The sequence below is a fragment of the Sphingobium psychrophilum genome (assembly GCF_012927105.1).
Classification (GTDB): Bacteria; Pseudomonadota; Alphaproteobacteria; order Sphingomonadales; family Sphingomonadaceae; genus Sphingobium; species Sphingobium psychrophilum.
Map to the genome: position 1 here is coordinate 33,246 of NZ_JABBFV010000004.1, position 24,283 is coordinate 57,528.

Below are 24,283 nucleotides of genomic sequence, written 5' to 3' on the forward strand. Positions count from 1 at the left end.
CCCTGTATGGTAACGATACAGGTCTGTCGTTTCACCCCCGCAAAGCGGCCAACGCGGCTTGCGCGCCGTGCGTTTCGAGGATGACGAGCCAGCGGGTCAGCGACACGCGCAGCCTGTCGTCGCGCGCCAGCGCCGGCGGCATGACGGCATCGAACGCCAGGATCGCCGCAACGCGATCGGCCGCGTCATGCCGGTCGGCCAAGGCCGCAGCCATCGCTCCGGCCAGGGGATCGTCCACCTGATGGGACGCGCCGCTGTCATCCTGCCCCGCCTGCCAGCGTATCCAGGCCGCGACGGCGAGCGACAGGGCGTCAATCCCCTGCCCGGCCTCAAGCCGAGCGGCGATCGGCGTAAGCAGGCGCTGGGACAGCTTTTGCGATCCGTCCATGGCGATCTGTCGCGTTCGGTGTCGCAAGGTCGGATTGTCAAAACGCGCCATCAGGTCGCGGCGATAGGCCGCCACGTCCAGTTCGGGCGGCGGCGACAGGGTCGTCTCCGCCTCGTCCCAAAGCGCCTCCACAAAATGGCGCGCGTCGGGCAGCGCCAACACTTCATGGACATGCGCGATACCGGACAGGCCGCCCAGATAGGCGATGCCGCTATGCGCGCCGTTCAGCAGGCGCAGCTTGGCCTCTTCCCAAGGGGCGACAGCCGCCGTCAGTTGCACGCATGCGCCGAAATTCGGTCGCGGACCGCAGAAACGATCCTCGATCACCCATTGCAGGAACGGCTCGGTCTTGACCATCGCCTGATCTTCCACGCCCATATGGTCGGTGAGTGCGGCAATATCTTCGGCCGTGGTGGCCGGCACGATGCGGTCGACCATCGTTTCGGGGAAAGCACCATGCTGCGCGATCCACTCGGCCAGATCGGCATCATGGCGGCGCGCCAGTTCCAGCACCGCGCCCCGCAACCGCGCGCCATTATGCGGCAGATTGTCGCAACTGACCGCGGTGAAGGGGGAGATTCCCGCCGCGCGGCGACGCGCCAGCGATGCGACCAGATAGCCGGGTGCCGTCTGCGGACTGTCGAGCGAGACGAGGTCGGCGGCCAGTTGCGGGTCGGCTTCGATCAGCGCGCCGGTCGCCGGGTCGAGCTTATATCCCTTCTCCGTAATGGTGAGCGTGATGATATGCGTATCGGGCGAGGCCAGCGCGGCGAGCAGCGTCTGCGGCTCCTCCGGCGCGACGATGACGCGCTGGACCGCCCCGATCACCCGCGCCTGCTGCGCCGCGCCATCACGCACCAGCATGGTGTAAAGGCCGTCCTGCGGCTGCATCTGGTCGCGCACGGCGGGGGACCGGAGCGATGCGGCGACGATGCCCCAGCGCAGGTCGTCGGCATTCAGTACGTCGTCAAACACGACCGCCTGATGGGCACGGTGGAAGGCGCCGATGCCGATATGGACGACGCCGCATTGCACCGCGGCGCGGTCATAGCCAGGGCGAAGGACATTGGCGGGCAGGGTGGCGAGCGTTTCGGAAGAGAGCCGGCTCACAGCTTGTACGCCGCCTTGACCAGATCATAGCTGAGCGCGCGGGCGACTTCGAACGCTTCATCCTCCTCCAGCCGATGCTCGGCGACCAGTTGCGCGAGCCAGGCGCAGTCCATCCGCCGGGCGACGTCATGCCGCGCCGGGATCGACAGAAAGGCGCGGGTGTCGTCGTTGAAGCCGACACTATTGTAGAAGCCTGCGGTTTCAGTGGTGCGCTCGCGAAAACGGCGCATCCCTTCCGGGCTGTCATGGAACCACCAGGGCGGCCCCAGCTTGAGCGCCGGATAATGGCCGGCCAACGGCGCCAGTTCGCGCGCATAGACATCCTCGTCCAGGGTGAAGAGGATCAGGGTCAGGCGCGGGTCATTGCCATAAGCGTCGAGCAAGGGCTTTAACGCCTGCACAAATTCGCCCGCGATCGGAATGTCGCCACCCTTGTCCTTGCCAAAGCGCGCCAGCACGGCGGCGTTATGGCTGCGATGGACGCCGGGATGGAGTTGCATCACCATGCCGTCCTCGATCGACATGCGCGCCATTTCGGTGAGCATATGGCCGCGGAACAGTTCGGCTTCCCTTGCCGTGACGGGGCTTGTCGTAACTTTGGCGTAGAGCGCCTCAACCTCTTCGCGCGACAGGTTGGCGGTGAAGGCGGATGGATGGCCGTGATCAGTGGAGGTCGCGCCAGCCGCGCGAAAATCAGCGCGGCGCTTTTCATGAGCGCGGAGATATCCGGCGAAGCTACCCGCATCCTCATCCGTCATGGCGCAGAAGCGCTGCACATTGGCCATGAAACGCGGATCGTCCGGGTCCATCACGGGGTCGGGGCGATAGGCGGTGATAACCTTTCCGCTCCAGCCCGACGCCCGGATCGCGCGGTGGTGATCGAGCGGATCGAGCGGCCCTTCGGTCGTCGCGATCACTTCGATATTATAGCGGTCGAACAGGGCGCGGGGGCGGAAGGCGTCGGTCTTGAGGGCGGCGTCGATGATATCATAATAATGGTCGGCGGTGTCCGCGCTCAGTTGCACATCGATGCCGAACGCCTCGGCAAAGACCCAGTCCATCCACATGCGCGTGGGCGTGCCCCGGAACAGATAGTAACGCGCGGCAAAGCGCCGCCAGATGACGCGCGGATCGCTTTCGGTCGCGCTGCCATCGACAGTCGGCACGCCCAGTTCGTCCAGCGTCACGCCTTGGCTCATCAACATGCGGAAGGCATAATGGTCCGGCACGATCAACAGTTCGGCGGGATTGGCAAAAGGCGCGTCATAGGCGAACCAGCGCGGATCGGTATGGCCGTGCGGGCTGATGATCGGCAGATCCCTGACCGTCGCATGGAGGCGCCGCGCGATATCGCGCGTCGTGGGGTCGGACGGAAACAGGCGGTCGGGATGCAGGCGTAAGGGCTTGGTCATGCGCGAGTCTCTGGAAGAGGAGCGAGCACCGCCTGGTAGCGGGGCAGGAGAAGGTGGATGACGCCGAGCGCGATCAGATAGGCGCAGGATGCGACGGCAAAGATCGGGCCGTAGCTGCCGACGGTTTCGAGGATAACACCGGCGAATTTGGCCATCATCATGCCGCCGATCGCGCCAGACAGGCCGCCAAGACCCACGACCGATCCCGCCATCCAGCGCGGGAAGACGTCGCCTGGCAGCGCGTAGAGATTGGCGGAAAAGCCCTGATGCCCAGCGCAGGCAAGGCCGATCAGGCCGACCGCGATCCACATGGATGGCGCGCTGGCGGCAAAAGCGATCGGCACGGCGCAGAGCGCGGCGAGCAGCATGGCGCTTTTGCGCGCGCGGTTGAGGCTCCATCCCCGGCCCATGAAGCGCGAGGAGGCCCAGCCGCCCGCGACCGACCCGACATCGGCCAACAGATAGACCGCGATCAGCGGTGGACCGAAGTCCAGCATCTTCACGCCATATTGTTTGTTGAAGAAGTCGGGCAGCCAGAAGAGGAAGGTCCACCAGACCGGATCGATCAGGAAGCGGCCCGCCATATAGGCCCAGGTCTGGCGATGGCGGAACAACGTCGCCCATTTAACCGGGCGCTTTTCTTCAACAGGATCGGTTTCGATCCAGGCCAGTTCCTCCGCAGAGAGCCCCCTCTTCTCACGCGGGCGGCGGTAGAAAGTCAGCCATGCTGTCAGCCAGACCACGGTCAGCAGGCCGGTCAGGATGAACGCCCAGCGCCAGCCCAGCGTCACCGCGATGATCGGCACCACCAGCGGCGTCAGGATCGCGCCGACATTGGACCCGGCGTTGAAGATGCCGATGGCGAGCGCGCGTTCCTTTTTCGGGAACCACTCATTGGTCGCGGCGATGGCGGCGGGGAATGTGCCTGCCTCCCCGATCGCCAAGGGAATGCGCGCGATCAGCATTCCGGCGGTCGAGGTGAAGAAGATATGGGCGACATGGCCCAGCGTCCACAATGTCACGGCCAGCGCATACCCCGCCCGCGCGCCGATCCGGTCGATCAGCCGCCCGAAGAAAACATAGGAGATGCCGTAGCCCGCCTGAAACCAGATGGCGAGGTCGGCATAGCCGCGCTCGCTCCAGCCATAGCGGGCCTGAAGGTCGGGCTTCAACGTCGGCAGGACCAGGCGATCGACATAGGAGAGGACCACCGCCGCAAAGAGCAGGCCGCAGACGATCCAGCGGATTTTGCCGGAGGGCTTGGGGATGGCGGGTTTGGGGATGGCGTTCATCGGGCTTTCCACCAACCATTCGTCATCCCCGTGCAGGCGGGGATCCATCTATCGGCACGAAGCAAGGCGCGAAATGGCGTGATGGATTCCCGCCTGCGCGGGAATGACGGAGGTGTTTGCGGATAGGACAATGTTTTACCAGTTGAACATGGTGCCGTCTTCCAGCCGGTTCACCGGCAGGAAGGCACGATTATATTCATATTGGGCGGCCAGTTCCTCGTCGATGTCGACGCCTAGCCCCGGTGCTTCGCCCGGATGCATCGCCCCGTCCGCGAACGTATAGGCATGGGGGAAAACCGCGTCCGTCTCAGGCGTGTGGCGCATATATTCCTGCACCCCGAAATTGGGCACAGACAGGTCGAAATGCAGCGCGGCGGCCATGCACACCGGCGACAGGTCGGTCGCGCCGTGGCAGCCGGTGCGGACCTGGTAGAGGTCCGCCAGATTGGCGATCTTGCGCAGATGACTGATGCCGCCGGCATGAACCACGGTGGCGCGGATATAGTCGATGAGCTGGTTTTCGATCAGTTCGCGGCAGTCATGGATGGAGTTGAAAATCTCGCCCACCGCCAGTGGCGTGGTGGTGTGCTGGCGGATCAGCTTGAACGCTTCCTGATTTTCCGCAGGCGTCGCATCCTCCAGCCAGAAGGGACGATAGGGTTCCAGATCCTTGCCCAGCCGCCCGGCCTCGATCGGGGTCAGGCGGTGGTGGATGTCGTGCAGCAGATGCACGTCCCAGCCCAGCACCTCCCGCGCGGCCTTGAACAGTTCTGGGACGATACGCAGATATTTGCTGGTGTTCCAGACATTTTCGGTCGGCAGGTCGGCATCGGCCGGTTCATAGAAATATTTGTCCTTCGACACGCCATAGGTGGACGCCATGCCGGGCACGCCGCACTGGATGCGGATCGCCTTATAACCCTGGCGCTGATAGTCGAGCGCGACGGCGACCGTATCCTCGATGCTGGTGCCGTTGGCATGACCATAGACCATGACGCTTTCCCGGCTCGCACCGCCCAGCAACTGATAGACCGGCAGGCCCGCCAGCTTACCCTTGATATCCCACAGCGCGGTATCGACGGCGGCGATGGCCGACATGGTGACGGGACCGCGCCGCCAATAGGCGCCCTTGTAGAGATATTGCCAGATATCCTCGATCCTGTGGGCGTCGCGGCCGATCAGGCAGGGGACGACATGATCCTGTAAGTAACTGGCGACGGACAGTTCGCGGCCGTTGAGCGTCGCGTCGCCCAGGCCATAGACGCCGTCCTCGGTAATGATCTTCAAGGTGACGAAATTGCGGCCGGGGCAGGTGACGATGACCTTGGCATCAATGATTTTAGGCATTTGCGCAGTCCTGTTCAGATGATTTCAAGCGTGACGGTCTGGACGGCCTGGCTGTCCGGCCCGACCATGATGTCGAAGAGGCCGGGTTCGACCACCTCCTCCATCTCCAGATTCCAGAGGGTGAAGGCATCGGGGCCAAGCGTCAGGCGCACCGTCTTCGTTTCGCCGGGCGCGAGGGTGACGCGTTCGAAGCCCTTCAATTCCTTGATGGGGCGGGTGACGCTGGCCACCTGGTCATGGACGTAGAGTTGGACGACCTCCTCCCCTGCGCTAGTCCCCACGTTGCGGACGTCCACCTCGACCGTGACGGTTCCCCCGACGCCGATACGCGGCGCGGAAAGTCTTGGCTTTCCAAAGGAGAACTGCGTGTAGCTCAGGCCATATCCGAACGGGAAAAGCGGCGAGACATCCTCGAACACATAGCCGCGCCGGGCGCTGGGCTTGCGATTGTAGAAGATCGGGATCTGCCCCGCGTCGCGCGCGACGGTGACTGGCAATTTGGCGCCGGGATTGACGTCCCCGAACAGGATGTCGGCCATGGCGGTGCCGCCTTCCTGCCCCGGATACCAACATTCCAGCAACGCGTTGGCGCCATCTACCACGGCGGGATAGCTGGGCGGGCGACCATTGATCGCGCAGACCACGACAGGCTTGCCGGTCGCTTGCATCGCCGCGAAAAGCGCGTTCTGCTCGCCAAGCAGGTCCAGGCTGGTGCGGTCGCCCAGATGGTTCTTGGCGAAGCCTTCGCGGCTGGTCTGTTCGGTGTCTCCGACGGCAAGGATGATGACGTCGGCCGTCTTGGCCACCTCGACCGACTCGGCGATAAGCTGGCGGTTCTTTCCGGGGTCCGCCAGGAATACGTCATCGACCGAGCGATCCTCGCTCTGCGTGATGAAGACGCCCTGGGCATGGACAACCTCCGCCTTGCCCCTCAGCTTCGCCCTCACCCCGTCGAGCAGCGACACGTCCTGGCGCGGGATGCTGCTATAGCCGCCCAGCCGCGCGATGGCGGCGTTGGGGCCGATCACCGCGACCCGCTTGTGCGCACCGGCGGTCAGCGGCAGCGTGCCGTCATTCTTGAGCAGCGCGATGGACTTGTGCGCAGCCTTCAGGGCCAGCGCGCGCGCTTCGGCGTTGCCTGTCAGCGCATCATAGTCGCGGCGCGGCCAGGGATTTTCGAACAGGCCCGCGCGGAATTTGAGCGTCAACATGCGCGTGCAGGCGATGTCGATCGCTTCGGAGGGCACCTTGCCCGCGCGGATCTGTTCCACGAGCGTCCGATAGGTCGTCCCATCGGGCAGCTCGCAATCGACCCCGGCGCGCAGGGCTGCACGGGCCGACGCCTCCGGGTCGGGCTGGACATGGTGGATGGTGTCGAGTTCGTGGACCGCGCCATAATCGCTGACCACCGCGCCGTCGAAATGCCATTCGCCGCGCAAGATGTCACCGAGCAGCCATTTATTCTGGTGGCTGGGGACGCCATCGATTTCGTTGTAGGAAGGCATGACGGCGGCGATGCCGGTGCGCTTGACCACCTGACGGAAGGGCGGAAAGAAATTCTCGCGCAGTTCGCGCTGGCTGATCGGCGCGGGCGCGACATTCTCGCCGCCTTGGGGCTGGCCATGGCCGGTCATGTGCTTGAGCGTCGCCATGACCTTGTCCGGGCCAAGCTGCTTGCTCTCCCCTTGCAGGCCCAGCACCGCCGCGACGCCCATTTCGCCGCACAGATAGGGGTCTTCGCCGAACGTCTCCTCGATCCGGCCCCAGCGCGGATCGCGGGCGATGTCCACCACCGGCGACAGCGCCAGATGGACGCCGCGGGCGCGGACTTCGCGGGCGATGACGGACTGGACGTCGCGCATCAGGTCGCGGTCGAAGCTGCCCGCCAGGCCGATCGCCATCGGGAACATGGTCGCGTCGGTCGCCATATAGCCGTGCAGCGATTCCTCATGGAACAGGATCGGGATGCCCAGGCGGGTTTCCTGCGTCGCCCATGTCTGGACGGCGGTGATGAAGGCGACGGTGTCGGCGGGCGTGCGCCAACGGGCACCGACGCCGCCGGCCTGTTGCGACCCGTCGGGTGCGCCGCGCCGGTCGGACGGCCGGGTGATCTGGCCGAAGCTGTTGGGATAGGCCTTGCTCGCCTTGGCGGGCGAGAAGGTGAGGTCGTCCATGATGTCCGCCTTGGTCGCCCAGAGCGCGATGATCTGACCGACCTTTTCCTCCAGCGTCATGCGGCCCAGCAGGTCGCGCACGCGCAGGTCGATGGGGGCGGATGCGTCCTTGTAGAGCGAGCCGCCCTTCTTCGCGGCGATTGCGGGTGTTGCCGCAAGCAAGGAGGTCGAGGCGAGCAGGCCAAGTGCCTGACGGCGTGCCAGCGTCATGGCGTCACCGTCAGCGTGGCGGATTGGAGCGCGACCGAACTGTTGCCGGTCATGATCTCGAAATCGCCCGGCTCCACGACGCGCTCCATATGGTCGTTCCACATCCACAGGCTTTGCGGGCTGATCGTGAAGCTGACGGTGCGGGTTTCGCCCGGCTTCAGGGTGATGCGCTGGAAGCCCTTCAACTCCTTGATCGGGCGGGTGACCGAACTGACCTTGTCGCGGATATAGAGCTGGACGACTTCGTCGCCTTCCCGCGCGCCGCTGTTGCGGACATCGACCGAGACAGTTGTTTTGCCCCCGGTGCCGATCGTCGCCACGGCCAGGCGCGGGGCCGACAGGTCGAATGTCGTGTAGCTCAGGCCAAAGCCAAAGGGATAGAGCGGGTCGGTGGTATCGAACAGATAGCCGCGCCGCGCCGATGGCTTGGCATTGTAGAATAGCGGCAATTGCCCGACCGATCGCGGCACGGTGACGGGCAGCTTGCCGCCGGGGTTCACATCCCCGAACAGCACATCCGCCACGGCATTGCCGCCCTGTTCGCCAAGATACCAGCCTTCGAGAATCGCATTGGCCTGTTCGCTGATCGTCACGGTGGAGGCCGGGCGGCCGTTGATGAGGACGACGGTGATCGGCTTGCCCAGCGCCTTCAACGCATCGAACAGCGCCTGCTGCTCGCCGACAATATCGAGGCTGGGACGGTCGCCCAGATGATTGTCGGCCCAGCCTTCGCGGCTTGATTGCTCAGTGTCGCCCAGCGTCAGGACGATGCGATCGACGTTCTTCGCCGCTTCCACCGCCTGCGCGATCAGCTTGCGGTTTTCGGCTGGGTCGGACTGGGTGACTTTATCTTCCCACCAGTCGTCATTTTCGGTGATCTTCACGCCCTGCGCGAAGACGATGTTGGCCCTGATGCCGACTTTGGCCTTGATGCCTTCGAGGATGGAAACCGTGTGCGGCGGTTGGCCATAATAGCCGCCAAGGCGCGCGACGGCGGCGCTGGGGCCGATGACGGCGATCGCCCCTTCGGGCTTGAGCGGCAACATGCCGTCATTCTTGAGCAGGGTGATCGACCGCTGCGCCGATTTCAGCGCGAGGGCACGGGCTTCGGCATTGTTGGTGATCTTTTCCGATGCAGCGGCGTCAGCATAAGGGTTTTCGAACAGCCCTGCGCGGAATTTCAGCTCCAGCATCCTGCGGGTGGCCAGATCGACCTTCGCCTCGCTGACCTTCCCTTCGCGTACCAATTTGCCCAGCGTCGCATAGGACAGGCCATCGGGCAGGTCCGCGTCGACGCCCGCGTCGAGCGCACGGATCGCGGCTTCCTCCAGATTGGCTGCGATATGATGGATGCTCATCAACTGGTCGACCGCCGAATAGTCGGAGACGACCGCTCCTTTGAAGCCCCATTCCTCACGCAGCACATCTTCCAGCAGCCAGCGATTGGCATGGCTGGGGACACCGTCGATTTCATTGTACGACGCCATGACCGCTTCGATGCCGGTGCGCTTGACCACCTGTTCGAAGGGCGGGAAGAAATTTTCGCGCAGTTCGCGTTCCGACACCGGCGCCGGGCCGACATTGGTGCCGCTTTCGGGCTGGCCATGGCCGGTCAGATGTTTGAGCGTGGCAAACACCTTGCCGGGGCGCAAGTCGCGTGAACGCCCCCCGCCCTGCAAGCCCTCGACCGCCGCGACGCCCATTTCACCGACCAGATAGGGGTCTTCGCCATAGGTTTCTTCGATCCGGCCCCAGCGTGGATCGCGGGCGATGTCCACCACCGGCGACAGCACCATCGACACGCCGCGCACCCGGATTTCGCGCGCGATCACGGCGTTAACGTCGCGCAGCATGGCTGTGTCGAAGGAGGATGCCATGGCGATCGACTGGGGGAAGCTGGTCGCGCCGACGGCGGCATAGCCGTGCAGCCCCTCCTCATGGAACAGGATCGGGATGCCCAGCCGCGTCTGCGTCGTCGCCCATTTTTGCAGGGCGTTGACCAAGGCGACCGTCTGGCGCGGATTGCGCCCCGGTGCGACCCGCGGGCTGACCGCCCCCTTCGCATCGGACGGCCGGGTAAAATGGCCCAGGCCGTTGGGATATTGCGCCGCCAGCTTCGCAGGATCGAGTTGAAGCTGCGCGTCGAAAATCTTGACCTTGTCCATCCAGACGGTCGTGATCTGGGCGATCTTCTCGTCCAGCGTCATGCGCGCAAGAAGATCGTCGACCCGCGCCTCTATCGGCGCAGTCGCGTCCTTGTACACAGCCTTGGTCGATGCCGTCGCGGGGGCCGCATGAACCGGCGCCATCGGCAAGGCGACACTCAACGCAAGCGCCGATACGGCCCATAATAATTGGCGGTTACGGATCACGACGCCCCTCTCCATTTTATCCCGCGACAATCTTTCCGCTTGCCGTGGCCAAACTGATAGCGTTACCATTGCGTCGCCAAGAGAGACTTGTCAATGCCCGATCAACGGGCTTTGACGTTCGGGGACAAGGGAGAGGATTTTCGTGAAAGCGCGTCTGTTTTGTTGGATGATCGCAATGGCCGGGACCGCCTTAACGCCGGTTCTGGCACCAGCGGCGCAGGCCGAGGACGGCTATGATCTGTGGCTGCGCTATGCGTATGCAGACCAGGTCCGCAAGCCCCTACTCGCGGCCCATGCGACCGCTATCGTGACGGCCGGGACCAGCCCGACGCTGACCATAGCGACGCAGGAATTGCAGCGCGGCATGGCCGGGATGACCGGCGTCACCCCCACCATATCGGCAACGATGCAGCAAGGCGCGCTATGGCTGGCGACGCCTGCGTCGGCCCCTGCCCTGCCGGTCAACACGGACGGGCTGGGCAGCGAGGGCTATGCGATTCGCTCCACGGTGATAGACGGCAAGGCGGTGACCCTGATCGCGGCCAACAGCGATATCGGCCTGCTCCACGGCGCTTACCATTGGCTGCGCCTGGCCCAGAGCGGCGACAGCCTCGATAATCTCGACATTCGCAGCGCGCCGAAGATCGGCCTGCGCCTGCTCAACCATTGGGACAATCTGAATGGCACGGTGGAGCGCGGCTATGCCGGGCAATCCATCTGGGACTGGTGGCGGCTGCCCGACTGGAAGGGGCCGCGCTACACCGACTATGCCCGCGCCAACGCCTCGATCGGCATCAACGGCACCGTCCTCAACAATGTGAATGCGAAGGCCGACAGCCTGACCGCGCCCTATATCGCCAAGGCAGCGGCGCTGGCCGATGTCTTCCGGCCCTATGGCATCAAGGTCTATCTGTCGGTCAAATGGACCGCGCCGATGGAATTGGATGGGCTGAAAACCGCCGATCCGCTCGATCCCGCCGTCGCCGCCTGGTGGAAAGCCAAGGCGGACGAGATTTACAAGGCGATCCCCGACTTTGGCGGCTTCTTGGTCAAGGCCAATAGCGAGGGCCAGCCGGGACCGCAGGACTATAAGCGCAACCATGCCGATGGCGCGAACATGCTGGCGGCGGCGGTCAAGCCCCATGGCGGCATCGTGATGTGGCGCGCCTTCGTCTACGCCCATGACAATCCCGACGATCGCGCGAAACAGGCCTATAGCGACTTCAAACCGCTGGACGGCAAATTCGCCGACAATGTGATCGTGCAGGTGAAGAATGGCGCGATCGATTTCCAGCCGCGCGAACCCTTCCATCCTCTGTTCGGCGCGATGCCCAAGACGCCGCTGATGATGGAATTCCAGATTACCAAGGAATATCTGGGCCAGTCGACGCACCTGACCTATCTAGGCCCGCTGTTCGAGGAGACGCTGGACGCCGACACCTTTGCCAAGGGCAAGGGATCGACGGTCGCCAAGGTGATCGACGGATCGCTGGACGGACACAGGCTGACCGGCATTGCCGGCGTCGCCAATATCGGGACGGATCGCGACTGGGGCGGGTCGATCTTCAACCAGGCGGACTGGTATGCCTTTGGTCGGCTGGCCTGGGACACCAGCCTGTCGGCCGACGCGATCGCGAAGGAATGGGCGGGGATGACCTTTTCGCCCGACCAGAAAGTCGTGCAGCCGATCGTAAAGATGATGATGGGATCGCGCGAGGCGGCGGTCGATTATATGACGCCCTTGGGCCTGGCCCATGTCATGGATACCGGCCATCATTATGGCCCCGGCCCCTGGGTATCCGACTTGGCGCGGCCAGAATGGAACCCGGTCTATTATCATAAGGCGGATGCGAACGGCATCGGCTTTGACCGGACCAGAACGGGCAGCGACGCCGTCAATCAATATGCACCGCCGGTCGCAAAGATGTGGGCGAACGTGAAAACCACGCCGGAGCGCGACCTGCTCTGGTTCCATCATATGCCCTGGGATTATCGCCTGAGATCGGGCGAGACGCTGTGGGATGGCCTGGTCCATCGTTATGAGGGCGGGGTTCGCTATGTCGCGGATATGCAGACGACATGGGCGTCGCTGAAACCCTATGTCGATGCGGAGCGGTTCGCGGAGACGGACACCTTCCTCACTATCCAGCACCGCGAGGCCCAATGGTGGCGCGACGCCAGCATCGCTTATTTCCAGTCGGTGTCGACACGCCCCCTGCCCGCCGGATCGGCTGCGCCCGCCCATGATCTCAATTGGTACAAGGCGCAGAAATTCCCCTATGCGCCGGGGCATAATTGATTTTTCGCTCTAGTTATGACCAATGATGTCGCTGCCATTTCGGCAGCGCCATTAGCCATCGAAAGCATAGCCGCATTGAGCGATACACGATCATCGCGCCGCCAGCGCAACGCGCCCACGATCAACGATGTCGCCGCCCATGCCGGCGTATCGCCGATGACCGTGTCGCGCGTCATCAATGGCGAACAGGTGGTGCGGGCGGCGACGCGGGCCAAGGTGGATGCGGCGATCGCTGCACTCAACTACGCCCCCAGCGCCGCCGCGCGGACTCTGGCAGGTGGCGACGAAACCCGGATCGGCCTGCTCTACTCCAACCCTTCCTCCTCTTATCTCAGCGAATTTCTGGTCGGTAGCCTGGACCAGGCCAGCCGCAGCAGCGTCGACTTGGTCGTGGAGAAATGGGACGAGGAAACGTCGATCGCATCGGTCGTCGCCCATCTGTTACGCGGGCGGATCGACGGCGTGATCCTACCGCCGCCGCTGTGCGACCTGGACGAGATGGTGGAGGCGCTGGGCAAGGCCGGCATCCCCGCCGTGGCGGTGGCGACAGGGCGCGCGCCGTCGGCGCTGGCCGCGGTCAGCATCGACGATCGCCAGGCCGCCTATGAAATGACCCGGCACCTGATCTCGCTGGGCCATAGCCGCATCGGCTTCATCAAGGGCAACCCGAACCAGACCGCCAGCGCGCGGCGGTTCGAAGGCTATGTCGCCGCGCTCACTGAAGCGGGCCTGCCGGTGCAGGACGAATTGATCGCGCAGGGCTATTTCACCTACCGGTCCGGGCTTGATGCGGCCGAACATATATTGGCGCTGCTCGATCCGCCCACCGCGATCTTCGCCAGCAATGACGACATGGCCGCCGCCACCGTGGCGATCGCGCATCGCAGCGGGCTGGACGTGCCGGGCGACCTGACCGTCTGCGGCTTTGACGACACTTCGCTTGCAACGACGATCTGGCCGGAACTCACCACCATTCGCCAGCCGATCAGCGCGATGGCGCGCGCGGCGGTGGAAGTGTTGGTGCGACAGTTGAAGGGGCGGCGCAGCGGCGACGCGGAGGCGGCCGAGCATCTGGTGCTGGACCATGCGCTGATCCGGCGGCAATCGGATGCCGCGCCGCGGATGCGGCCGAGATTGGGCGGGCGTTAAAAGCTGAAAATAGGTGTGTTCCCGCGCAGGCGGGAACCCAGTTCAGAGGTAGGACTGGGTTCCCGCCTGCGCGGGAACACGGTATTTTCTATCGGCTGAATTACGCTTCCCCGAACACGCGCTTGAAGATCGTATCGACCTGCTTGAAATGATAATCGAGGTTGAACTTGTCCTCGATCTCCTGAACCGGCAGCGCGGCGGTGACGTCGGTGTCGGCCTTGAGCAATTCCAGCAGCGACAGTTGCCCGTCCGATTCCCACACTTTCATCGCGTTACGCTGGACATAGCGATAGCTGTCCTCGCGGCTGACGCCCGCCTGGGTCAGGGCCAGCAGCACGCGCTGCGAGTGGACGAGACCGCCCATCTTATCGAGATTCTTCATCATCCGGTCGGGATAGATCAGCAGCTTGTCGATGACGCCGGTCAGGCGCGCCAGCGCGAAGTCCAGCGTTATGGTGGCGTCGGGGCCGAAGAAGCGTTCGACCGACGAATGGCTGATGTCGCGCTCATGCCACAGCGCGACATTCTCCAAAGCGGGCACGACGGCTGCGCGCACGACGCGGGCCAGGCCGGTCAGGTTTTCCGTCAGCACCGGGTTGCGCTTGTGCGGCATCGCCGACGAACCCTTCTGGCCGGGCGAGAAATATTCCTCGGCTTCCAAGACTTCGGTGCGCTGGAGATGGCGGACCTCGACCGCGAGGCGCTCGATGGACGAAGCGATGACGCCCAGCGTCGAGAAGAACATCGCATGGCGATCGCGCGGGATGACCTGGGTCGACACCGGCTCGATGGCGAGGCCCAGCTTTTCCGCGACATGCTCCTCGACCGCCGGGTCGATATTGGCGAAAGTGCCGACCGCGCCGGAAATGGCGCAAGTCGCGATTTCCGCGCGGGCCGCGATCAGGCGGGCCTTGCAGCGGCTGAACTCGGCATAGGCTTCGGCCATCTTCAGGCCGAAGGTCACGGGTTCGGCATGGATGCCGTGGCTGCGGCCGATGGTCGGAGTCAGCTTATGTTCGAAGGCGCGGCGCTTGATGACCTCCAGCAGCTTGTCGAGGTCTTCGATCAAAATGTCGGACGCGCGGGCCAGCTGCACGGCCAGGCAGGTGTCGAGCACGTCGGAACTGGTCATGCCCTGATGCATGAAGCGGGCTTCGTCGCCCACCTGTTCGGCGACCCAGGTCAGGAAGGCGATGACGTCATGCTTGGTCACGGCCTCGATCGCGTCGATCGCGGGGACGTCGATGACGGGACTGGTCGCCCACCAGTCCCACAGCGCCTTCGCCGCGGATGGCGGGACGACGCCCAGTTCGCCCAGCTTCTCGGTCGCGTGCGCCTCAATCTCGAACCAGATCCTGAAACGGGCTTCCGGCTCCCAGAGCGCGGTCATTGCGGGACGAGAATAGCGGGGGACCATGGGCGAATCCTGCGGTTGGAGAGGGAATGTTGCCGCGCGCCTAGCAGCGTCCTCCCTTTGGGGCAAATCGCGACGGCGACAGGGACGATGCGCATGACCGTATCAGGGTGCCGACAGCAAAGCCGGACGAGTCGAGTATATTTTCAAGACGAATCCATGAACATGAATGGATGTTCAGGAACATTCGCCAGTCGTCATTCATTATTACCACGACATATCGAGACAGCCGGGAATAAAGATCGCCCCGGCCCATTCCAAGGTGGCAGGAGATTATCATGATCCGCACGTTTTTATTCTCGACCGCCCTTGTCATAGCCGCGCCCGCCATGGCGCAGCAGGGCATGGCACCTGATCAGGGCACGACCCCGGCCGTGCCGCAGTCGGCAATGCCGGCCGCACCGCAGGCGGCGACCCCCGCTGCGCCTGCCAACGCCGCCACGACCGTAGCGTCGATCGTCGACAGCGAATTTCCCGCCTATGACGCCAATAGCGACGGGCAACTCGACCAGTCGGAATTTTCGCGCTGGATGGTGGCGCTCAAGGGTCAGGAAATGAAGGCGACAGGATCGACCCTGCCCGCCGAACAGGTTTCCGCCTGGGCCAGCGGCGCATTCACGACTGCCGACAAGGATAAGAGCGTCACGATCAGCAAACCAGAACTGGTCAGCTATCTGAGTGGCGGCGCAGGCTAAACCCTATCATTCCCCAACTTGTCAAGAAGGCGGGGAACATAGAGCCTGAGGGGTCGCACCCGGAGGCGGCATGGAGCGAAGGCCATGCCGCCTCTTTTTTTGGCGTCTGAATAGGGTGAATGGGCGCACCGCCAGAGCGGCGCGCTGTCAGCCTTTTTTGCGGGTATAGAGCAACGCGGCGACGATCGCGGCGGAACCGATACCGACGGCGGCGCCAGCCCATACGCCCTTTCCAGCCGATTTGATCGCCGCGGTGGCGAGATCGGCTTTGTCCTTTTCCTTCGCCTTTCCAGCGGCAGGAACGGTGGGATTTGCGGCGTGTGCGCCGGCGGGCGGCGCGCTGTCTTCAGGCTTGCTCATGGTCTGCAAGGCTATGCCCCAAAGCGGCGGCCACGAAAAGCCGGAACTGCTTCCCTTCGTCGTCTTTTGCATTTTGCGCGCACCCTCTTGACTTCGACCCCCGATCCATGTTGGTAGCGCTATCAATTACAACCATCCCATTAGGAGTTGATGATGCCGGGGGACTCCTCCTTGCTTGCCATGACCTTGGTCAATTGCCTGCCCGCCGACTGGCGCACTGGCCTGTTCGTCGGCCGCGTTCTGACCGCCGATGGCCCCAGCCCTATATTGGTGCGCGACGGGATCGCCCATGACATGAGCCGGGTCGCGCCGACCGTGGCGCAACTGCTCGAAAAACTGCCGTTGGCACCCGATGCCGGCGACGCACTCGGCCCGGTCGACACGCTCGACCTGCCGCTGCTCAGCCCGGTCGACCTGCAATGCGTCAAGGCCGCCGGCGTGACCTTTGCCCTGTCCGCGATCGAGCGGGTGATCGAGGAACGGGCGCGCGGCGATGCCAGCGCCGCTGCGGACATTCGCGGCCGCCTGGAGGAGCGTGTGGGCGGTTCGATCCGCGCCGTGGTGCCTGGTTCGCCCGAAGCCGCCGCGCTCAAGGCCGCGCTGATCGAGGATGGCCTGTGGTCGCAATATCTGGAGGTCGCGATCGGCCCGGATGCGGAGGTCTTCACCAAAGCGCCGGTGCTCTCCACCGTGGGCGCGGGCGCGCAGATCGGCATCCGGTCCGATTCGACCTGGAACAACCCCGAACCCGAAATCGTGCTGATCGCCAATGCCGCTGGGAGCGCTATCGGCGCAACCCTGGGCAATGACGTCAATCTGCGCGATTTCGAAGGACGATCAGCGCTGCTGCTGGGCAAGGCGAAGGACAATAATGCCTCCTGCTCGCTCGGCCCGCTCATCCGCCTGTTCGACGACGACTTCACGATAGACGATGTGCGCAATGCCGAAGTCGAACTGACCATCGATGGTCCCGAAGGCTATCGACTTGAAGGCGCGAGCAGCATGAACCAGATCAGCCGCGATCCGCTGGAACTGGTGCACCAGACACTGTCGGAACACCAATATCCCGACGGTTTCGTCCTATTCCTGGGCACCCTGTTCGCGCCGGTGCAGGATCGCGACGATCCGGGCCGTGGCTTTACCCATAAGGTCGGCGATGTCGTCTCCATCTCCACCCCGCGCCTGGGCAAGCTGGTCAACACCGTCGTCACGTCGAAGGACGCTGCGCCCTGGACCTATGGCCTGGTCGCGCTGATGACCAACCTCGCCGCGCGCGGCCTGTTGAAAGACGCTGCCGCATGAGCGCCATCTATCCCAGTTTGAAGGGCAAGCGCGTCTTCATCAGCGGCGGCGGCAGCGGCATCGGCGCGGGGCTGGTCGAGGCGTTCGTCGGCCAGGGCGCGCATGTCGCCTTTTGCGACATCGCCGTGGCGGAGAGCGAGACGCTGGTCGCCCGCCTCGACGGTGCCGATTTCGCCCCGATCTTCCACGCCATCGACCTGCGCGACATCGAAGCGGTGCAGGCGATGATCGGCAAGGTCGAGGCGCAGCTTGGCGGGATCGACATCCTGATCAACAATGCCGCCAATGACGACCGCCACACGATCGAAGAGGTGACGCCTGCCTATTGGGACGAGCGAATGGCGGTGAACCTGCGCCATCTGTTCTTCGCGGCGCAGGCGGCAGTGCCGGCGATGAAGCGCGCGGGCGGCGGCGTGATCCTGAATTTCGGGTCGATCAGCTGGCATCTCGCCCTGCCGGAACTGACGCTCTACCAGACCGCCAAGGCCGCGATCGAAGGGCTGACGCGCAGCCTGGCGCGCGACCTGGGGCGCGACAACATCCGCGTCAACACCATCATCCCCGGCAATGTGAAGACCCCACGCCAGGAAAAATGGTACACGCCCGAAGGCGAAGCGGAGATCGTCGCGGCGCAATGCCTGGACGGCCGCATCCTGCCGGTGGATGTCGCCGCGCTGGCCATGTTCCTGGCGTCGGACGATGCGCGTTACTGCACCGGCCATGACTATTTCATCGATGCCGGCTGGCGCTGACATGGTGGACGCTGCCCCCCATAGCGTCCTGTCGGTGGGTGCCACGCTGGGCGAAGGGCCGGTATGGGTCGCGCGCGACGCCGCACTGTGGTTCGTGGACATCAAGGGTCATCGCATCCACCGTTTCGACCCCGCGCTGGGCGTCGGGCGTAGCTGGATCACGCCCGAGCAGGTGGGCTGGATCGTCCCGACCGACGACGGCCTGTTCGCGGTCGGGCTGCAATCGGGCGTGCACAGGTTCGACCCAGCCGACAATGGTTTCACACGGCTTCACGCACCCGAAGCGCATCTGCCCGGCAATCGCCAGAATGACGCCTGCGTCGCACCCGACGGGGCACTCTGGTTCGGGTCGATGGACGATGCGGAGGAAGCGACAAGCGGCTATTTCTACCGCATCCACCGGGGGGCCTGCGTCGAAAGCGGACTGCCGCCGGTGTCGATCACCAATGGCCCCGCGCTCTCGCCCGACGGCCGTATCCTGTATCACACCGACACGCTGGGCAAGCGCATCTGGCGCACGGAACTGGATGTCGACGGCACGGTCGGCAACACGACCCTGTTCGCCAGGATCGAGGACGATGCAGGCTATCCCGATGGCCCCACGGTCGATGCTGAAGGCTGCCTGTGGACCGGCCTGTTCGGCGGCTGGGCGGTGCGCCGCTACGACCCGGCGGGCATGCTGATGCGCGAAATTCGCTTCCCTGTCGCCAACATCACCAAGATCGCCTTTGGCGGCGATGGCCTGTCCACCGCCTATGCGACGACCGCGCGCAAGGGGCTGGACATGACAGCGTTGACACAGCAGCCCCTGGCGGGCGATCTGTTCGCTTTCGACCCCGGCGTGTCCGCGCTGCCTGGCCATGTCGCAACGATATAGAAGTCGCAACGATATAAAAACTGGAAGGATGCGTAAGGATGAATGAGGGGAGCGCGGAAAAGGTCAACATGGCCTTTATCGCCGCGATCGTCGCGGTGGCGACGATCGGCGGTTTCATGTTCGGCTATGATAGCGGCGTCATCAACGGCACGCAAAAGGGGCTGGAAGCGGCCTTTGACCTGGGCAAGCTGGGCATCGGCGTCAATGTCGGCGCGATCCTGATCGGGTCGTCGATCGGCGCGTTCGGTGCCGGGCGCATGGCCGACATCATCGGCCGGCGCGGCGTCATGATGCTGTCCGCGATCCTGTTCCTGGGCAGCGCGCTGCTGGCGGGCGCGGCCGGCTCCTCCGCCATATTCATCTTCGCGCGCATCATCGGCGGCCTGGGCGTGGGCGCGGCCAGCGTCATTTCGCCGGTCTATATCTCCGAAGTCACCCCCGCCAATGTGCGCGGGCGCCTGTCCAGCGTGCAGCAGGTGATGATCATTTCCGGCCTGACCGGCGCGTTCATCGCCAATTTCGTGCTGGCGCGCTATGCCGGCGGCTCCACCGCGCCGCTGTGGCTCGACTATCCTGCCTGGCGCTGGATGTTCTGGTTGCAGGCGATTCCGGCCGCCATCTATTTCGTCGCGCTGCTCTTCATTCCCGAAAGCCCGCGCTACCTGGTCGCCCGTGGTCGCGACGCCGATGCGCTGGCGGTGCTGACCCGGCTGTTCGGCCCGTTGGAGGCCGCGCGCAAGGTCAGCGAGATCCGCGCCAGCCTGTCCGCCGACCATCATCGGCCCAAATTGTCGGACCTGATCAGCAAGACCACCGGCAAGATCCGCCCGATCGTGTGGACCGGCATCGGCCTGGCCGTCTTTCAGCAGCTGGTGGGCATCAACGTCGTCTTCTATTATGGCGCGACGCTGTGGGAAGCGGTCGGCTTTTCCGAAGATAATGCCTTGCAGATCAACATCTTGTCGGGCGTGCTGTCGATCGGCGCATGCCTGGGCACGATCATGCTGGTCGACAGGATCGGGCGCAAGCCGCTGCTGCTGGTCGGTTCGGCGGGCATGGCGGTGACGTTGGCGATCGTCGCCTATGCCTTCTCCACCGCCGTTACCGGCGCGGATGGCGCGGTGTCCCTGCCCGGCCATAACGGCCTGATGGCGCTGATCGCGGCGAACCTGTATGTGATCTTCTTCAACCTCAGCTGGGGTCCGATCATGTGGGTGATGCTAGGCGAAATGTTCCCCAACCAGATCCGCGGGTCGGGCCTGGCAGTTGCCGGTTTCGCCCAGTGGATCGCCAACGCCGCTATCTCGGTCAGCTTCCCGGCGCTTGCCGTGTCGCCGGGGTTGGTCGTGACCTATACCGGCTATGCGCTGTTTGCGGCGATCAGCTTCTTCTTCGTGCGCAAGATGGTGCATGAAACGAAGGGACGCGAGCTTGAGGATATGGAAGGCTGAAGGCAGGACTCGTGGGTAAGGACGTCATCACCTTGCGGGCGGGAGGGCTGGAAGCGGCCCTCTCGCCCGCTATCGGCGGATCGCTGCTGCATCTGTCCTGCGATGGCGTGGACCTGCTGCGCCGCGCGCCGGACGGGACCGGCGATCCGCTCGCCATGGCCAGCTTCCCGCTGGTCCCCTATGCCAATCGCATTGCGGACGGGCGTTTCAGCTTCGACGGGCAAAGCTATCAACTGCCGCTCAATTTCGGCGACCATCCGCATAGCATCCATGGCTTTGGCTGGCAGACGGCGTGGACAGCGAGCGAGACAGCTGAAACGGCGGCGACACTGGTCCACGACCATGGCGGCGATGCCGGATGGCCCTGGCCCTATCGGGCACAGCAGCAGGTCGCGTTGACACCGTTCGAACTGTCCATGTCGCTGTCCATCACCAATGTCGGCGATACCCCGATGCCCGCTGGCCTGGGTTTTCACCCCTATTTCCTGGCCGACGCCGCGACGACGATCCAGTTCGACGCGGACGGCCTGTGGCTCTCCACCCCCGACATGCTGCCCGACCGGAAAGCGCCTGCCGATGCGCTGGGCGACTGGTCGCGGCCCGCCATTGTGGGCGGCGATACGCTGGTCGACAATGCCTATACCGGCTGGACCGGCAGCGCGACGATCCGGCGTGGCGACGGCCTGCGCCTGACGCTGCGGGCGACCGGGGCCGACATCCTGCATGTCTATCGCCCACCCTCCAGTGGCGATTTCTGCCTGGAGCCCGTGAGCCATATGCCCGACGCGATCAACCGCGGCGGTATGGCGTCCTTGGCCCCCGGCGACACCGCGCATCTGACCATGACGATCGCCATCGACAAAATCGACCAGACGCTTTCGAAATCCGCCGGGATCGCCTAAGCTACCGCCAAAGCAGCAGCGAAGGGTTTAAGCCTATGCAATTTTTGCGGACAGCCTTCTGGGTCGTTATCGCGGTGGGACTCGCATTCTTCTGCATGGCGAACTACGTGCCCGTGACCGTGCGCCTGTGGGGCGACATGGTGATGGAAACCAAGCTGCCCGTATTGCTGATCGGCGCGTTCCTGCTAGGCGCGCTGCCTTTCTGGATCATGGCGCGGGCGACACGCTGGCGATTGAAGCGCCGGCTCGACAGCACGCAAAAGGCGCTGGTGGTCGCCACCGCCGCCGCCGCGCCGCCACCCCCGCCCCCCATCGTCGTGTCGGACGCGCCCGTGATGGGCAGCCTGCCCGATCCGCTCGCCCCCACCACCCCAAGCCCAACAGGACCAGCATGAGCAGCCCCATCTATGTCGCCATCGACACGCCCGACCTGACCAAGGCGCAGACGCTGGCCGGCCAGGTGAAGCATCATGTCGGCGGGCTGAAGCTGGGGCTGGAATTTTTCTGCGCCCATGGCCATCATGGCGTGCATGAAATGATGAAGTTTGGCCTGCCGATCTTCCTCGACCTGAAATTGCACGACATTCCCAATACGGTGGCCAAGGCGGTGCAGGCGCTGCATGTACTGGAGCCCGCGATCCTGACCGTCCATGCCGCGGGCGGCCGGGCGATGCTGGAGGACGCCAAGGCCGCGGCGGGGGTGAAGACCAAGGTCGTGGCCGTGACCATGCTGACCAGCCTAGACGATGCAGACTTGCTGGATATCGGTGTGGGGGGCAAGGCGGAGGATCAGGTCCGCCGCCTCGCCGACCTGGCGCAGAGCGCGGGGCTGGACGGCATCGTCTGTTCGGGCGAGGAAGTCGCCGCGGTCAAGAAACATTGGTCCGACGGATTCTTCGTCGTGCCGGGCGTGCGGCCTGCGGGCGGAGCGCTGGGCGACCAGAAGCGCGCCGTGACCCCGCGCGAGGCGCTGGACCGGGGCGCGTCCATCCTGGTGGTGGGACGGCCGATCAGCCTGGCGGAGAACCCGGATATGGCGGCGCGGGAGATTGAGGCGACGCTGTAGGTTGGAGAGCAACCATTACGCTGGGAGCGTCATGAATTGCAGGCGTTCCGCAACAGGCTACGTAGACGCATACCTTTGGAGTTGCTCGGGTGCGTTCAACCATTTATCTTATTTTTGCCGTGTTGCCGGCCCTGCTGGAGGGGTGCGTCACATCCTCGTCGCAAGATAGGGCTTCGGAACACAGGATCATTGGGCCTAAAGGCTACACAGTCGACTGGGACATGCCAGAGACGGGCACTTACTGGCTGCCCGTGGACACCGAGAATGAAACAAAAGCTGCCTCAGAAATTTGCAAGGCGAGCATAAGCGTTTTCATCTACCACGACATACCGCGACCGCCGCAGTTCAGCTATATAGGCTTCCGCTTTGAACAAGCGACCAATGACGCTGCGAGATCCTGCCTGATAGCTAGGCTGAAAGCGGTCCCATCTTTAACCATTTACTCAAAGAAAAAATGAATTCTTCACTATCATCTAGCGCCAGCTCTACAGCCGGTAACCTACCGCCCCGCTTCGCCCTCATCCCCGACAAAGAAATGCTGAATCACCTCGCGCGTCAGGCGGGCCGGGCGCAGGCTGCTGGCGTCGATGCAGCACCAGCTGGACTTGACCTCGGCCAGGACTTCCTCGCCGCGCTTGATGATGGTTTCGTAGAAAGCGCGGGCGCCCTGCACCTTTTCCAGCAACACGGTCGCGATCACGTCGTCGTCCAGAAAGGTGGGCTTGCGATAGGTGATTTCATGTTTCAGCGCGACCCAGAGATGCTGGGCGACCGCTTCGGCCGGGGCCAACGCGCGCCAATGGTCCAGCACCGCCTCCTGCACCCATTTCAGGTAGCTGGCATTGTTGACATGACCCATGAAGTCAATGTCGGCCGGATCGATGCCGATCGGAACATAGTGGGGAATCGCGTTACTCACATGGATGTCAATAGCAGCCCTACAGGCTGGCTGATAGAGGGCAACGTCCTGTCCCGCGAAAAAGGGGCCGATCTTGCGACCGGCCCCTCCTGTTTCAACCAATACCGGCGATCAGAAACGCCAGCCGACGCTGCCGACCACCTGATGGCGATCGGTGTCGATGCCAAATTCTTCGCTGGTCGCGCCGTTGGCGAAGTCTATATGCGCGTCCTGATATTTCGAATAGCGATATTCGATCTTCGCGAAGGTGTTGGCGTTGATCGCACGCTCCACGCCCGCACCGATGCGCCAGCCATCCAGCTTGAACGCGGTATCGGTTTCCTGGTTGGTATCGCCCGCCAGCACTTCCATCTTGGTGTTGGTATAGCCGCCCTTCACATAGATCAGCGTGGCCGGATTGGCGAGGATACCGGCGCGCGCGCCGATATAGAGGTCACGGCCCTGCTTGACGCGACCGAAACCAAACTGGTCGGAAAAGTCGCGGCGGCTGCTCTTGGCGGTGGAGTCGGTATATTCGCCCTCCACGCCTACGACCGCGCTGCCCAGATTGATGTCATAGCCCGCGCCGACGCCGTACAGCAGGCCGTCGATGTTCTGGTCGTCATTGCCATTGTCATTGTCCACGTCGCTGCCGGCCCCGGTGCGGTCATAGCCCAGGATTGCTTCGACGCGCGGGCCGGTGAAGGTCGAGCCGACATCCTGCGCGAAAACGGGGGTGGCGACAGTGGCGCCGGCCAGAAGGGTTGCGACCATCAACTTACGCATAACAGATACTCCGTGTGTCATTCTTTC

20 protein-coding genes are annotated in these 24,283 nt (G+C 64.0%); 10 read left to right on the forward strand and 10 right to left on the reverse strand.

The window, feature by feature from the left end:
- Positions 1 to 31: 31 nt before the first annotated feature.
- The 6 genes from HHL08_RS06760 to HHL08_RS06785 form a co-directional block, all read right to left on the reverse strand.
- A complete protein-coding gene (locus HHL08_RS06760) occupies positions 32 to 1,498 on the reverse strand; it encodes a mannitol dehydrogenase family protein (protein WP_169571746.1) in 1,467 nt (488 codons plus the stop codon).
- On the reverse strand, positions 1,495 to 2,910 hold the full coding sequence (gene uxaC / locus HHL08_RS06765; RefSeq protein WP_169571748.1) for a glucuronate isomerase: 1,416 nt from the start codon (positions 2,908 to 2,910) through the stop codon (positions 1,495 to 1,497). Before uxaC ends, HHL08_RS06760 begins: the two co-directional genes overlap by 4 nt.
- Entirely contained in the window at positions 2,907 to 4,202 is a 1,296-nt protein-coding gene (locus HHL08_RS06770) for an MFS transporter (RefSeq protein ID WP_169572257.1), read from the reverse strand. Before HHL08_RS06770 ends, uxaC begins: the two co-directional genes overlap by 4 nt.
- A gap of 135 nt (positions 4,203 to 4,337) precedes the next feature.
- Positions 4,338 to 5,549, reverse strand: coding sequence for a D-mannonate dehydratase ManD (gene manD, locus HHL08_RS06775; RefSeq protein WP_169571750.1), 1,212 nt, complete (start codon positions 5,547 to 5,549; stop codon positions 4,338 to 4,340).
- A gap of 14 nt (positions 5,550 to 5,563) precedes the next feature.
- Entirely contained in the window at positions 5,564 to 7,933 is a 2,370-nt protein-coding gene (locus HHL08_RS06780; RefSeq protein WP_169571752.1) for a glycoside hydrolase family 3 N-terminal domain-containing protein, read from the reverse strand.
- Positions 7,930 to 10,320 (reverse strand): glycoside hydrolase family 3 N-terminal domain-containing protein, encoded by a 2,391-nt coding sequence (locus HHL08_RS06785; protein WP_206377759.1) that lies wholly within the window; start codon positions 10,318 to 10,320, stop codon positions 7,930 to 7,932. Before HHL08_RS06785 ends, HHL08_RS06780 begins: the two co-directional genes overlap by 4 nt.
- Positions 10,321 to 10,480: 160 nt before the next feature.
- Here HHL08_RS06785 and HHL08_RS06790 point away from each other — a divergent pair, with 160 nt between their 5' ends.
- Both HHL08_RS06790 and HHL08_RS06795 read left to right on the forward strand, forming a co-directional pair.
- Positions 10,481 to 12,604 carry an alpha-glucuronidase family glycosyl hydrolase gene (locus tag HHL08_RS06790; RefSeq protein ID WP_235954969.1) on the forward strand — a complete coding sequence of 708 codons (2,124 nt, stop codon included), beginning with the start codon at positions 10,481 to 10,483 and terminating at the stop codon, positions 12,602 to 12,604.
- Between the two features lie 75 nt (positions 12,605 to 12,679).
- A complete protein-coding gene (locus HHL08_RS06795) occupies positions 12,680 to 13,753 on the forward strand; it encodes a LacI family DNA-binding transcriptional regulator (RefSeq protein ID WP_235954970.1) in 1,074 nt (357 codons plus the stop codon).
- A gap of 100 nt (positions 13,754 to 13,853) precedes the next feature.
- Here the strand turns inward: HHL08_RS06795 and purB are convergent, their stop codons facing one another.
- The gene (purB, locus tag HHL08_RS06800; protein WP_169571760.1) at positions 13,854 to 15,170 is read right to left on the reverse strand and encodes an adenylosuccinate lyase; all 1,317 of its coding nucleotides are present in this window, start codon (positions 15,168 to 15,170) and stop codon (positions 13,854 to 13,856) included.
- Between the two features lie 275 nt (positions 15,171 to 15,445).
- Here purB and HHL08_RS06805 point away from each other — a divergent pair, with 275 nt between their 5' ends.
- Positions 15,446 to 15,862, forward strand: coding sequence for an EF-hand domain-containing protein (locus HHL08_RS06805; RefSeq protein WP_169571762.1), 417 nt, complete (start codon positions 15,446 to 15,448; stop codon positions 15,860 to 15,862).
- Between the two features lie 147 nt (positions 15,863 to 16,009).
- On the opposite strand, the gene HHL08_RS06810 is transcribed toward HHL08_RS06805, so the two are convergent.
- A complete protein-coding gene (locus tag HHL08_RS06810) occupies positions 16,010 to 16,222 on the reverse strand; it encodes a hypothetical protein (RefSeq protein ID WP_169571764.1) in 213 nt (70 codons plus the stop codon).
- Positions 16,223 to 16,372: 150 nt separating this feature from the next.
- Between HHL08_RS06810 and HHL08_RS06815 the strand changes: the two genes are divergently transcribed.
- Genes HHL08_RS06815 through pyrF form a run of 7 tightly spaced genes read left to right on the forward strand, consistent with a single transcriptional unit; the run spans position 16,373 to position 22,572 of the window.
- Positions 16,373 to 17,524 carry a fumarylacetoacetate hydrolase family protein gene (locus tag HHL08_RS06815; RefSeq protein WP_206377760.1) on the forward strand — a complete coding sequence of 384 codons (1,152 nt, stop codon included), beginning with the start codon at positions 16,373 to 16,375 and terminating at the stop codon, positions 17,522 to 17,524.
- The gene (locus tag HHL08_RS06820) at positions 17,521 to 18,276 is read left to right on the forward strand and encodes an SDR family NAD(P)-dependent oxidoreductase (protein ID WP_169571766.1); all 756 of its coding nucleotides are present in this window, start codon (positions 17,521 to 17,523) and stop codon (positions 18,274 to 18,276) included. Before HHL08_RS06815 ends, HHL08_RS06820 begins: the two co-directional genes overlap by 4 nt.
- Before the next feature lies 1 nt (position 18,277).
- Positions 18,278 to 19,153 (forward strand): SMP-30/gluconolactonase/LRE family protein, encoded by an 876-nt coding sequence (locus HHL08_RS06825; RefSeq protein WP_169571768.1) that lies wholly within the window; start codon positions 18,278 to 18,280, stop codon positions 19,151 to 19,153.
- Between the two features lie 38 nt (positions 19,154 to 19,191).
- On the forward strand, positions 19,192 to 20,604 hold the full coding sequence (locus tag HHL08_RS06830) for a sugar porter family MFS transporter (protein WP_169571770.1): 1,413 nt from the start codon (positions 19,192 to 19,194) through the stop codon (positions 20,602 to 20,604).
- A gap of 11 nt (positions 20,605 to 20,615) precedes the next feature.
- Positions 20,616 to 21,506, forward strand: a complete 891-nt coding sequence (locus HHL08_RS06835) for an aldose 1-epimerase (protein WP_328804589.1) — start codon at positions 20,616 to 20,618, stop codon at positions 21,504 to 21,506.
- 35 nt (positions 21,507 to 21,541) lie between these two features.
- On the forward strand, positions 21,542 to 21,901 hold the full coding sequence (locus HHL08_RS06840) for a lipopolysaccharide assembly protein LapA domain-containing protein (protein ID WP_169571772.1): 360 nt from the start codon (positions 21,542 to 21,544) through the stop codon (positions 21,899 to 21,901).
- Positions 21,898 to 22,572, forward strand: a complete 675-nt coding sequence (gene pyrF / locus HHL08_RS06845) for an orotidine-5'-phosphate decarboxylase (protein ID WP_169571774.1) — start codon at positions 21,898 to 21,900, stop codon at positions 22,570 to 22,572. The genes HHL08_RS06840 and pyrF overlap by 4 nt, the downstream gene beginning before the upstream one ends.
- A 499-nt stretch (positions 22,573 to 23,071) precedes the next feature.
- On the opposite strand, the gene HHL08_RS06850 is transcribed toward pyrF, so the two are convergent.
- Entirely contained in the window at positions 23,072 to 23,491 is a 420-nt protein-coding gene (locus HHL08_RS06850) for an acyl-CoA thioesterase (RefSeq protein ID WP_169571776.1), read from the reverse strand.
- Positions 23,492 to 23,602: 111 nt separating this feature from the next.
- Positions 23,603 to 24,256: an outer membrane protein gene (locus HHL08_RS06855; protein ID WP_169571778.1), complete on the reverse strand. Its 654-nt coding sequence runs from the start codon at positions 24,254 to 24,256 to the stop codon at positions 23,603 to 23,605.
- Positions 24,257 to 24,283: the final 27 nt, after the last annotated feature.